Origin of the sequence: Sphingomonas phyllosphaerae (assembly GCF_036946485.1) — a bacterium.
GTDB lineage: Bacteria > Pseudomonadota > Alphaproteobacteria > Sphingomonadales > Sphingomonadaceae > Sphingomonas > Sphingomonas phyllosphaerae_E.
This window is the reverse complement of record NZ_JAQIJA010000001.1, coordinates 430,294-442,777: the sequence shown is the minus strand read 5'-3', so window position 1 is coordinate 442,777 and position 12,484 is coordinate 430,294. Positions and strand designations below refer to the sequence as shown.

Sequence of the window (12,484 nt, the reverse complement as noted above, 5' to 3'; positions counted from 1 at the left end):
TGTCTCCCTCAAACCATCGGCGGCGCTAGGCGGGCGAAACCCTCCTGCTGCCGATAGGGCGTGTGCGGATAGGGCGGCAGCACGTCGCTCGCCGCGTCGAGCGCGGTCACCTGCTTGGGCGTCAGCGTCCAGCCGACCGCGCCCAGATTGTCGCGCAATTGTGCCTCATCGCGGGCGCCGATGATGACCGAAGCCACGGTCGGCCGCTGCAACAGCCAGTTGATCGCGACCTGGGGCACGGTTTTGCCGGTTTCGGCCGCGACCGCTTCGAGCGCATCGACGACGCGGTAGAGATGCTCGTCCTCGACCGGCGGCGCGAACTGCGCGGTTTCGTGCAACCGGCTGCCCGCCGGGATCGGCCGTCCGCGCCCGATCTTGCCGGTCAGCCGCCCCCAGCCGAGCGGGCTCCAGACCAGTGCACCGACCCCCTGATCCGCCGCCAGCGGCATCAAATCCCATTCGTACGCACGGCCGATCAGCGAGTAATAGACCTGATGCGCGACGAGGCGCGGCCAGCCGTGGCGGTCAGCCAAGCCTTGTGCCTTCATGATCTGCCAGCTGGGATAGTTGGAGACGCCGGCATAGCGAACCTTGCCCGCCGCGATCAGACGGTCGAGCGTGCCCATCACCTCCTCCGTCGGAGTAGAGGCGTCGAAGGCGTGAAGCTGGAGCAGATCGATATGATCGGTGCCGAGGCGCTGCAAGGCCGCGTCGACTGCGCCGATCAGCCGTGCGCGCGATGTGCCCCAATCCTGCGGGCCGTCGCCCATCGGCAGTCCGGTCTTGGTCGAGATCAGAACGGCGTCGCGCCGCCCTTTGATCGCCTCGCCCAGCACCTGCTCCGATGCGCCGTCCGAATAAACATCGGCGGTGTCGAACAGCGTCACACCCGCGTCGAGGCAGATATCGACCAGCCGCCGCGCCTCCGTAGCGTCGCTTGTGCCCCAGGCGCTGAACAGCGGCCCCTTGCCGCCGAACGTACCCGCCCCGAACGACAGCGCTGGAACGCGCAGGCCGGTCGATCCCAATTGCCGGTATTCCATGACACCTCCTTTGCGAATGTCATCGTCAGGCGCATAGATGGCCGGTGAGGGACCGCGGCGGAACCGTCCGACCGTGCAAAGGATCTATGCTTTGGACGCAAAGATAACCAGCAATGGTGATCGTGCCCGGTCGCTCGCCCTGTTCGCAAGCGTGGTCGAGGAAGGGAGCTTCTCCGCTACCGGCCGCACGCTTGGGCTGACGCCCTCGGCGGTGGCACGCGCGATCGATCGGATCGAGGCGCGGCTCGGCGTGCGACTATTGTTGCGTTCCACCCGCGCGCTGACGCTGACCGCCGAGGGACAGGCCTACCTCCTGGCCGCGCGGCGCATCCTCGCCGATCTCGACGATGCCGAGCAGCAGATCGCCGACCAGGGCGCACCGCGCGGGCGGTTGCGGATCAGCGCGGCGCTGGCCCATGGCCGATTGTGCATCGTGCCGCTGCTCGGCGACTTCGCGCGCGCCTATCCGCACATTCTGATCGATATTGCGCTGACCGACACGCTGGTCGACGTCGCTGGCGGGCAGGCGGATGTCGCGATCCGCTTCGGCCCGCTTGCCGACAGCGGGCTGACCGCGCGCAAGCTGGGCGAGTCGCGTCGTGTGATCGTCGCCTCACCCGATTATCTTGCGCGAGCGGGGGTGCCGGGAGTCCCCGAGGATCTGCACGCGCATAACTGCCTCAACTTCAACTTTCGCCGTGCCGAGCCGATCTGGCCGTTCCGTCGCGACGGCCGGGATTTCGCACTTTGCATCGAGGGCGGCATCGTCGCCAATAATGGCGAGACGCTGGGTCAATTGGCGGTAGCCGGTGTCGGCATCACGCGCGTGGGTCGCTTCAGCGTGGCGGCCGACATCGCCGAAGGTCGATTGGTATCGTTGCTGGAAGACTATAATCCGGGCGATGTTGAGTTGATCCATGCCGTCTTCGTCGGCGGCTCCACAACCCCCGCACGGGTGCGGGTGTTCGTCGATTACCTCGTCGAGAGCTTAGCCAGCCGGTCCGAATAACGGGCGCGACACGGCTGATGCCAGAAACGCGTATGGCCGACAATGGCATGACAAACCGGCTGCCACCCCGGTGGGAGGGACATCAGGTTGATCATCGAAGCCGAGAGTGCGGATCGATCGCCGATATCGATAGATCAGGCATCGCTCTCATGTGATGCCTACAGGCGAAAGCATAGCCCCCCCGGAATTGCGATCAACAAGGTCTTGCAGCCTCCGCCTTTGTGCGACGTGCAATTGCGATGGTTCACGATGGTGCGCCAAGCCTTCATCGAGCCTGGTCATGCGGCGCGGCCACCGACCATCATGCCGTCGATGCGCAGCGTCGGCTGGCCGACGCTGACGTCGAGTTGCTGTCCATGCTTGCCGCACAGCGCCACGCCCGGATCAAGCGCCAGATCATTCCCCACCATCGTGATGCCGCGCAGCGCCTCGTGCCCGACGCCGATCAGCGTCGCGCCCTCGACCGGGTGGACCAGCCGGCCTTTCTCGATCAGCCACGCCTCTGTTGTGGTGAAGTTGAACCGGCCCGTGACGATATCGACCTGCCCGCCACCCATCTCGACCGCGTAGATGCCGCGATCGACAGATGCGAGGATGTCCGCCGGGTCGTCGGTACCGGCCGCGAGGAAGGTATTGGTCATGCGCGGCAGCGGCAGCTGCGCATAGGATTGCCGCCGCGCATTGCCCGTCGACCTGGCGTTCATCAGCCCGGCGTTCAACCGATCCTGCATCACTCCGGCGAGCATGCCGTCCTCGACCAGCACGGTGCGTTCCCCCGGCGTGCCCTCGTCATCGATCCCGACCGAGCCGAGCCGGCCCGGCAGGCTGCCATCGTCGATCACGGTGACGCCGGGCGGCGCGATCCGCTCGCCGATCCGTCCGGCGAAGGCGGAGAGGCGCTTGCGGTGGAAATCTCCCTCCAGCCCGTGGCCGACGGCTTCGTGGAACAGCACGCCCGGATAGCCCGGCGCGAGCACCACCGGCATCGTCCCGACCGGCGCCGGGAGCGCGTCCAACCCCGTCGTCGCGATGCCGACCGCGCGGGCGACCGCCGCCGCTATCACCGCGTCCGTCAGGCCGCTCAGACCGTGACGCCCCCCAATGCCGGCCGCGCCCACCGCCCGCCGGCCCAGCCGCTCCACCACCACCCGGATCGAGAGGCGCAGCAGCGGACGCACATCGGCGGCCAGCCCCCGGTCGGCTTCCGCGATCAGGATCACGTCGTCGACCGCACGAAGCCCGGCCTCGACCCGGATCACGCCGCAATGGCTCTCCCGCGCCAGCGTATCGACCCGGCGCAGCACCGCGATCCACGCGGCCGCATTCTCCCCGCCGATCGCGGGGTCGAGGCCGTAGAGGCGATGCTCCGGTCGGGGCGCGTCCAGCGCGATGCCCGCGGGCGTCCGCGCCGCATCGCCATGGCGGCGCATCGATCGCACCGCCTGCGCCGTCTCGATCAGTGCGTGGGGTCGCAGATCGGCCGAATGGGCGAAGGCGACCCGCCCCTCCCGCGCCGCCCGCGCGCCGACCCCGCTCGACATGGCGAAGCCGCCGGCCGAGACCTTGCCGTCCTCCAGCCGCCAGCTCCGCTCGCGCCGCGACTGGAAATAGAGGTCGGCCAGATCGGTATCCGCCGCCAGCAGCCCCAGCGCCTGTCCGATCACGGTCGCATTCAGCCCGGCGGCCGCGAGGATCTCGCGCTCTGCCACCGCCATCGCGCCCGCGCCGCCGTTCATGCCGCGCCCCCCATCTGCATCGCGTCGATCAGGATCGATCCCGTCCGCACCGCGCCGAACCGCTCCACATCCGATCCGACCGCGACGATGTCGCGCAGCATCGCCGGGAATTCACCCGCCAGCGTGATGTCGCGCACCGGATGCGCGACCGCGCCGCCGCTCACCCAGAAGCCGGCCACCGCGCGCGTCCAGCCGCCGCGCACCGGATCGGTCGCGCCGCCGAGCAGCTCTGACACGACCAGCCCCGTGCCCAGCCGGCGCAGCATCGCCGACCGTTCGCCGCCGTCCGCGCCGGTCAGCCGCAGATTGTAGCAGCCATTGGCATTGCCGGTGGACGCCATGCCCAACTTCCGCGCCGATCGCGCGTCGAGGAACAGCCCCTGCGCCTCGCCCGCCGACAGGATCGCGCGGCGCATGCCGGCAACACCCTCGTCATCGAACGGACTGCTGGCGAGGCCCCATGGCTCGAACGGGTCCTCGCTCAGTTCAAGATGCGCCGCCGCGACCGGCCGGCCGAGCGGATCGGGCAGGAAGGTCTGCCCGCTCGCCTGTCGTCCGCCGCTCAGCGCGCCGACGAGCTCGAGGGCGAGCATCGCCGCGACCCGCGGCTCGAACATCACCGGCACCCGCGCGCTCGCCACCCGCTGCCCGCCCCGCGCCGCCAGCGCGCGCTCGACCGCGATCCTAGCAATCGCCTCCGGCGTCGGCAGCGCGCCGACGCGGCGGTCGGTGACGTCGTAGCCGTCCTGAACGAAGCCCGCCCCGTCCTCCGCCAGCACCGCGCACCAGCGCTGGTGCAGCGAAAACTGGCTGGCGCGGCAGAAGCCGGCAGAGGTGGCCAGCACCCGCAATCCATCGCTGGTCGCCGCACCCGCGCCGGTGACACGCCGCCCCGCCCCCTTCGCCGCCGCCTCGATCGCGAAGGCGGCCTCGACCAGACCCGCAGGGCCTGCGGCATCGCTCTCGAACAGCATCGGCTTCTCGCCGTCAAAGGCGAGCCAGGCAGGATCGGCGAGGCCGGCATCGGCATCGGGCTCGACCGCGCCCGCGATCGCCGCGGCTTCCTCCACCGCGCGGGCCACGGCCGCTGCGTCGAGGCTGGTCGTCGTCGCCGATCCGCGTCGCCCGTCGCGGAACAGCGTCACGGCGAGCGAGACATGCCCGTCGCGCACCGCGATATCCGTTTCGCCGTCGCGCACCACGATCTCCGCCCCGCCACGGGCTTTGGCGATCGCGCTCACCTCCGCCCCCAGCGCGCGGCCGCGGGTCACGGCTCGCTCCGCCGCGGCGCGCAGCAGCGCCTCGTCCTGTGTCAGATAAGTCATCGTTCGATCCCGCTCGGCATATCAGGCCGCGATGGCGGTTCACCGTAGTAATGCCGGTGCCGGTCGCTGGAGCGACCGGCACCGTCGGACAGCATCAACGTCAACGCCAAACGTAGTTAGGCGTCGCCGTCACCTCGGCGGGAGCCTCGGTTAGGTTCGCACCTTTGTTCGCGGCGCTGGCATCGCCCGGCCGATTGGGGCCGAAGAACACCCCCTTGCTGGCGGTGAAAGCGAGATTGCCTGAATAGCCCGCGTCGCTTTGAGTGAAGTCGCCGCGAAGCTGGGCGGTACCCGACAGTGTCACGGGACCGAAGCCGCCGATCACGCCATACCAGGTGTCGGCCCTTGCACTGTCGCTGAAGGTGCCGCCATCGACCGTGGCGAGCCCCGCCAGCACCGCGTTGCCGGACACGGTGCCGCTCAGCAATATGGCGTTGTCCTCCAGCCGCGCATTGCCCTGAACCTTGCCGCCGATGACCTTGGCATAGGGCCCGACATAGGCGCTCGCGTCCACCTCTGCCCCGTCTGCGACCCAGCCGCCGCCGTTCGGATGCGCATGGCCCTTATAGGTTGGCGTCGGCGCGCCCGGCTGGAAGCCCCAGGGCAGCGCTCCGGTCAGCTGGATCATATAGGGGTAGCGATAGATCGAGTAATACGGCTGGTTGAACACGATCTTCTGATATTCGGTCGGCGTGCCGGCCACGACCACATAGACGCCCTGGTCACCGGGCTGCAGCGCGACGGTCAGCTGCTCGTCGCCGCCGCGTTGCAGCGCGCCGTAGCGCGGCTTGCCATTGCGATCGACCACCACGATCGACCAGCGCCAGCCCGATGCCGGCGCGGGGATGGTCGCGGGCTCGTTCGGCAGGCCGGGGAAGCGCGTCGTCGCGGGCGCGGTCTGCGTCACGCTACGGAACGCGACGGTGACGCTCGTCGCCCCTTCGTCCGGCGCAAGGCGGATGACGTTATAGCCGAAGCGCTGCGGCGCCCAGGCTGCCGGGACCGCGAAGCGGCGATTGGGGAGATCGATCGGCAGCATCTCGACGATACGGCGCGGGCCGTTGCCGAACTGGCTCGTGTAGGGACCGAAGTTCGCGCGATACACCGCCCCCTGATCGCTGCCGTCGGGATTGGTATAGTCCCAGGTGACATTGTGCAGGGCCCAGTTGCCGATCTCGTCGTTCAGCTGCGACACCGACCAGCCCAAATTGGACATCAGCACGCTGAACGGATCGGCGGTGGCCTGACCCGCCTCGCCGATCTTCGGCGCCTTTCGCCAGATATCCTGCACCGCGGCATAACCGTAGCGATCCTTCAGATACTCCCAGATCTGCCAGGTGCAGTATCGGGTTCGCGCGGAGCCCAGAGACAGGTGGGCGGTCTGGGTAAGCTGATCGCCGCAATTGACGTCGCCGCGCAGTTCGGGGACCTGGCTCGACATCCAGTTGGCGTGGCTCTCCCAGAACCAGTAGGTGTAGGGCGTCGCCGCCATATGACCGGAGAATTGCTGGAAGACGTGCGTCAATTCGTGCGCCATCACCTGCTTCTCATCCAGCGTCGGTGCGTTGAACCGGATCAGTGGCAGCCCCTGATCGTCGCCGCCGCCAGTTTCGACGACAGCGTCGGTCGAAATCACGACATTGATCTTGGCCTTGTCGGGGCTGGCGCAGAACGGCTCGGGCAAGCCGGTCGAGGCGTAGAAGGCGTAGACCCCCTCCAGGAAGCTCGCCGCCTGCTTGGCCTTGTCAACGGTGGTCGGGTCGCCGACCCAGCGGAAGGCGAAATGGTCGCTCTCGTAGCGGATGTTCGGATGCAGCGTGGTCGCCGGGGTCTTCCACGTGCCGGCGACGCAGGCCGTACCGTTGGTGCTTGCCGCTGGCGTCGGGGCCGCAGACGTCGAGGCCTGCGCCTGACTGCCCTCCCCCCCACCACACCCGCTCAGGGCCAGCGCAGCGCCGGCCAGCAGGATTGTCATGTGACGCATTTTACACTCCATGGAAGCGATCATCGTAGGTCCAGTCCGGTCGGAGCTGGGGACGCGGCGTGAGCCGCGCCAAGCAGCGTGAGACATTGCTCGCCGAGCAGAGCGGCGCGGCGCGGCAAGCGGGCGGTGGTGCGGGTCAGATGCGCGCGAAAGCGCGTCTCCAGATCGGGAGCGACGGCGGCGAACAGGTCCGGGTAGGACACTGGTTGCCCGGCAGCGCGTGCGTCGCTCTGTTCATTCCAGAGCTGCGCCAGCGTCGCCTCCTTCTGGCGTTCATCCTCGTCCGACCAGTCGGCATCGGGTTCAAGCGCGGCGAAATCGAGCCAGTAGCGCATGGCTTCGACCAGCACCGACCCACCCTGATCCACGGGCCAGCTTGCCGCCTCACACAATGCGAGTCGCGCCTTGCGACGGAAGTCGTGCAAAGGCACCTCCGCATCCAGGATCTGTTCGCGCAGTGCGAACCAGTCCTTGGGGGATGGCGGATCGTCGGTGAGCCACTGCCGATGCAACGCGATCGATGTCCGGCCGAGCGGATCGTCGTCCATCCCGACGTCGGGGGTTTCGAGCATCCACAGCAACAACCGGGCCGCCGCCCGGCCAAGCGGGGCGCCGGGCGCGACATCGGCGACCCAGCGGCGGATGAACGCCCCGGCCGCTATCGGCTCTCCCGCCATGCGCTCTGCCAGCGGGTCGAGCAAGGACGCCAGCGCAAGCGGATAGCCGAACCGTTCCGCATAATGTTCGGCATTCGTGCCTTCGACCGAGATACCGAGCGCAGACCCTTGCACCGTGGCAGCGTCCCAGCGGGTCACGCCAAACGACAGCGCATTCGTCGCCAATGCCTGATCGATCCGGGTGAGAAGCGCCGCCTGGATAGCGGGGTCACCATGAAACGCGCTCATGGCCGCATCCCGAGCAGTCGCGACAGGCGTGCGCGTGTTTGCACCCCACTGAGCCGCGCCTTCTCCTCGCCGTCCACGACGAGCAGATAGGTCGGCAGGGTCGTCACGCCGAAGCGCAGGGCGATCGCCTCCTGCTGTTCCACGTCCACCTCGATGACGGACGTGCCCTCGCCGGCGTCTTCGGCGATGTCGCGCAACACGGGCTTCATCGCCCGGCAAGCCCCACACCATGGTGCGGTGAATTCGAGCAGCAGCGGGCGTTCGCTCGCATCGATCTGCGCTTCGAGATCGTCTTCATGGGAGGAAGAGCCCATCTCAGCCCTCCTGCCGTTCGATGGAGGCGACGCCGTCTTCACCAAGCCGCAATGTGGCGTGATGGAAATCGTCCGAACGCTCGTCGTGGACGACGTGCAGGATCGTGGCGTCGGGCAACTCCCGGCGAAGCCGCGCGAAAAAGGCATCGGCACTGGCCGGGTCGAGCGCGCTGGTCGGCTCATCGAGTACCAGCAGGTCCGGGCGCTGCAACAGGATGCGCGCCAGCGCCAGCCGCTGTTGCTCACCCGGCGACAGCGTTTCCTGCCAGGGCTGCGCTTGATCGAGCGCGGCGGCATGTCCACTCAGCCCGGCGCGCTCCAGGACCGCGATCAGCGCTTCGTCTTCGTCGCGATGCACGCTGCGCGGGAAGCACAAGGCGTCGCGCAACGTGCCGAGCGGCAGGTAGAGGCGCTGCGGCACGAACATCCGGCGCAATTCGCCGTCCACATGGATCGTCCCGCTGCCGTCGGACCATAGCCCGGCGAGCGCCTGCACCAGCGTGCTCTTGCCCACGCCGGATGCGCCGCGGATCGCCCAGCGCTCGCCGCGCGCGACGCGCCAGCCGCCAATCCGCACCAGCGGCGTGCCGTCGAGGCGGTCGATGTTCAGGTCCTCGACCTTCAACGCCGTCCCGCCCAGCGGCGCGAGCGTATAGCAGATGTCGCCCGACCACCGGGCGTCCAACGCCTCGTCCAGCGTGCGCAACCGCTCCAGATTGGCGATCTGGCTGCCGATCTGTCCGTAAGCCTGAACGAAATAGGAGAGCGACGAGGTCAGTTGGCCGAAGGCGTTCTGCGTCGCCATGATGTCGCCGAAGCTGATCCGACCCGAGAAATAGCGAGGCACCGCCACGAACAGCGGCAGGATCGAGCCCATCCGGTCATGGACATGCTGGCCCAGCTGGATGCCGAGAAAGCCGAGGATCAATCTGCGATAATTGACACGGATCGCGTCGAGCAGGCGCGCCAGTCGCTGCCGCTCCACCCCGTTGCCATCGGCCAGCCCGATCTGCCCGGCGTTTCGACGGACATGCTGCAAGGCAGTACGGAAATCGCCCTCGCGCCGTTGCTGTCCGAACGAGGCGCGGATGAACCACCGTCCGATCCAGACCATGAACAGCGAACTGAGCGTTACATAGCCGATCCCGTACCAGACCAGATCGCCCGGCAGTGCCACGTGGTGGCCGAACAACGCGAACCGGATGGGTTCCGCCGTTTTGAGCAGCACCAGACTGAACGAGACGGCGGACACGGTGGTCGAAAACAGCCCGAGCAGCAGGTCGAGCAGCGACGGATCGCGAGTGTTGCTGGTGCCGGTCAGCCGCTGGATGTCCTCCGCGATCCGCTGGTCCGGGTTGTCGATCAACTGTCGCCGCTCGATCTCGACGTGGCGATCATCCGCCAGCCAGCGATCGAGATAGCGGCTGGTCAGATGAAGGCGCCATTTCAGGTGCAGGGCCATGCCGAGCGCCTGCCGTGCGAGCGTCAGGCCGACCTGAAACGACAGCAGCCCGACGAAACTGGCGACCAGCGTCGTAAACTGACCGGCGGCGCGCGCCTGGATGCTGTCGAACAGGCTTTTCTGCCAGTCATTATACCAGACGAAGGTGTAGACCGCGGTCATGTCGATCGCGATCAACCCGATCAGCCCCGCCCAGGCGAACTTCCAATGCCGCGAAAGCCAGAAGCTGGTGAACAGGCGTCCGACATGGCGGACGGCGCGCGCGAACGTCCGCCGGCGGCCGAGCCGCGCGGTCAGGCGCGGCTCCCCGTCGCGAACACCGCCGGCATCTGCGACGATCGCGGTCATCAGAAGCGATACCCGAGCGAAAGGCGCCACGTCCGCGGCACCTTGAGCGGCAGATAGGTGTCGATCGTCGTCGCTTCGAAATTGCGGCGGTTGAACAGGTTGCGCACGCCGACATTCAGGTCGAGCGGCCCGCGCGTCAGGAACGCGTTCGTATTGACCTCAAGGCTGGACGGGGCGCTGCGCTGCCTGAACAATTTGACGCCGTCCTGTCCGTAGACGCCGAGCCCCAGGCCAGCCTCCGTCCGTTGCCCGACCGGACGACGATAGGCGGTGTAGACCGAGAATTTGCGCGCGGGCTGTCCGAACAATCCGGCCTGCGACTCGCCCGGCACCAGCAATTGCTTGTAGGTGATGCCGGTATACCCCGCCTGCAGATCCCATCCCCGCGTGATTCGTCCGGCGATGCTGGCGTCGATCCCGTGCGCCACCTGCCCCGGACGCTCCAGCCCGAACAGATATCCCATGCCGGGCTCGTGATGCTCGGTATCGGTCAGGATGCGGATGCTTTGTCGCGAGTCAAAATAGGAAACAGTCAGCAAGGCCCGCTTGCCGAACAGGTCGATCTTGACCCCGCCTTCCTTGCTCCAATTCTCCTGATGATGCAGTTGCTGCCGGGTTCGATAGTCGATCAGGAAGGTCGGGTGAAAACCGGAAACATAGGTTCCCCACAAGGAGATGTTCGTAAACAGGTCGTAGACGAGCCCGAAATTGTAGGTGACGGCATTGGCCCGCCTCGTCTCCAGGGTGGCACCGCTTTGCGAGTCCCGGTAAATGCTGTCGTAATGAGTGCGCCGGATGCCGGCGTTCAGATGGGCCTTTCCATATGTCAACGTATCCTGAGCGAAAACACCCTGATTGATGCTGCCGTATTGAAAGGCTGTAAAATCGGCCGGAGCGATCGGAGTCAGTCCGCCCGGCTCTTTCGTGAGATCATACAGCACCTGCTCCTCATTTTGGGCGCCGAAACCTTTCACATCGCTCTTGCCGTAGTTATAGCCCGTAGCCAGCGTATGTTCGATGCCAAGCGCCTTGAAGCGGAAGCGCAGGAACGTGTCGGCGCCAAGATTATCGAACTCCTGCCCGCTTTCGCCGTTGAAAGCGGCGATGATACCGCGCGAGGCGTCGATCACTGCCATCGGGGTGTAATTGTGGAGGGACAACTTACCGTTGCTGACCTGACCACGCGCGACGAACGTGACCCAGTCGGCGATACGCTGCGTTACATCAACTAACACGAACTTGTTCTTCTGTCGCAGATACTGATCGCGATCGAACAGCGGCTTGCCGATGGGACGCTCATACGGCCTTCCGGTCAGGACATTGAAGGGCACATAGGATGCCAGCCCGGTCCGGGAATCGGTGATGCCGCCGGTCAGGATAAAATCGCTGCTGTCGTTTTTGAAACGGAGCGATGGCGTCAGCACGCGGTCTCGGTCGCCGCGATACCCGCCTGGGTTGTGATCTTCTCCCGAGCCGACGGCGATCAAACGCGCGCTCAGATGATGGTCGTGAGTAATCGCCGTGTTGAAGTCCAGCGTGCCACGGATCTCGCCGAAGGACCCGGTTTCGAGACGAACCGATCGAAACGGATCCGCGCTAGGCTTTTTCAGCACGACGTTGATGAAGCCTCCCTGATTGTCGGCACCTGCCAGTACCGCGTCCGGCCCTTTCAACACCTCGATCCGCTCGATATTGGCCACCGCCGTTTGCGAGCCGGCCACGAGCCCGTTGACGAGCGGGCTGGAGGCATAGCCGCGCATCGTATAGCTTGCGCCGCTCTGCACATTGGTGCCGTTGACAACCACGCCGACGGCCGAGGCAAGGCTCTCGTTAAGCGTGCGTGCCTGCTGGTCCTGCAACAGTTTGGCGGAGATGATCTGCGCGTTGCGCGGCTGTTCCCGGAGCGCCTGGCCGGTGCGGCTCGACGTCGAGGTCTGGCGGACGAGCAGGCCTGTTTCGGCCTCGTCACGCTTCGCCGTCACCGTAATCGCTTTGGCGATCTCGAAGCGGTTTCCGCCGAGATCGTCGACGGTCAAGTCGCGCCCGGCAACCGCTGCGGCGATCGCATCCGCGGCGGAAGCGGCGTTGATGACCGCCTTCGAGCGGAGCCCCTCGGTCTGTTCAGGATCGTAGGTGATCCGCGCGCCCGTCAGCGTCGCGATCCGGTCCAGCGCCTGGTCCAGCGGCATCGCCGGGACATTGATCCGCGCCTGCTGCGCCAACGCCGTCGCCGGTGTCACCAGCGACGCGGCAGCGCCCGTTGCCACAATAGCGGCAGCATAGTTCAATTCTTTGAAAGTTAGCAAGAAATCCCCCATCGATTGATGGAAGTCGACAACGGCTTCTCACAAGCAAAGT

The 12,484-nt window shown here is 66.7% G+C and carries 9 protein-coding genes; 1 reads left to right on the top strand and 8 read right to left on the bottom strand.

The annotated features are described in order from the left end of the window. Positions 1 to 8 precede the first annotated feature (8 nt). On the bottom strand, positions 9 to 1,043 hold the full coding sequence (locus PGN16_RS01940) for an aldo/keto reductase (RefSeq protein ID WP_335307723.1): 1,035 nt from the start codon (positions 1,041 to 1,043) through the stop codon (positions 9 to 11). A gap of 91 nt (positions 1,044 to 1,134) precedes the next feature. On the opposite strand from PGN16_RS01940, the gene PGN16_RS01935 reads away from it, so the two are divergent. Further along, the gene (locus PGN16_RS01935; RefSeq protein WP_335307722.1) at positions 1,135 to 2,052 is read left to right on the top strand and encodes a LysR family transcriptional regulator; all 918 of its coding nucleotides are present in this window, start codon (positions 1,135 to 1,137) and stop codon (positions 2,050 to 2,052) included. Positions 2,053 to 2,330: 278 nt separating this feature from the next. Here PGN16_RS01935 and PGN16_RS01930 read toward each other — a convergent pair whose 3' ends face one another. From PGN16_RS01930 to PGN16_RS01900, 7 genes are all read right to left on the bottom strand, one after another. Continuing rightward, positions 2,331 to 3,788 (bottom strand): metallopeptidase TldD-related protein, encoded by a 1,458-nt coding sequence (locus PGN16_RS01930; RefSeq protein ID WP_335307721.1) that lies wholly within the window; start codon positions 3,786 to 3,788, stop codon positions 2,331 to 2,333. Beyond that, a complete protein-coding gene (locus PGN16_RS01925; RefSeq protein ID WP_335307720.1) occupies positions 3,785 to 5,113 on the bottom strand; it encodes a TldD/PmbA family protein in 1,329 nt (442 codons plus the stop codon). Before PGN16_RS01925 ends, PGN16_RS01930 begins: the two co-directional genes overlap by 4 nt. A gap of 100 nt (positions 5,114 to 5,213) precedes the next feature. Then, positions 5,214 to 7,097 (bottom strand): Svx/AvrXca family virulence/avirulence protein, encoded by a 1,884-nt coding sequence (locus PGN16_RS01920; protein WP_335307719.1) that lies wholly within the window; start codon positions 7,095 to 7,097, stop codon positions 5,214 to 5,216. A gap of 20 nt (positions 7,098 to 7,117) precedes the next feature. Beyond that, positions 7,118 to 8,002, bottom strand: a complete 885-nt coding sequence (locus PGN16_RS01915) for a hypothetical protein (protein ID WP_335307718.1) — start codon at positions 8,000 to 8,002, stop codon at positions 7,118 to 7,120. Then, positions 7,999 to 8,316 (bottom strand): thioredoxin family protein, encoded by a 318-nt coding sequence (locus tag PGN16_RS01910; RefSeq protein ID WP_335307716.1) that lies wholly within the window; start codon positions 8,314 to 8,316, stop codon positions 7,999 to 8,001. The genes PGN16_RS01915 and PGN16_RS01910 overlap by 4 nt, the downstream gene beginning before the upstream one ends. 1 nt (position 8,317) lies before the next feature. After that, positions 8,318 to 10,126: an ABC transporter ATP-binding protein/permease gene (locus PGN16_RS01905; protein ID WP_335307715.1), complete on the bottom strand. Its 1,809-nt coding sequence runs from the start codon at positions 10,124 to 10,126 to the stop codon at positions 8,318 to 8,320. Next, complete coding sequence (locus PGN16_RS01900) at positions 10,126 to 12,414, bottom strand: TonB-dependent siderophore receptor (protein WP_335307714.1); 2,289 nt, start codon at positions 12,412 to 12,414, stop codon at positions 10,126 to 10,128. The genes PGN16_RS01905 and PGN16_RS01900 overlap by 1 nt, the downstream gene beginning before the upstream one ends. Positions 12,415 to 12,484: the final 70 nt, after the last annotated feature.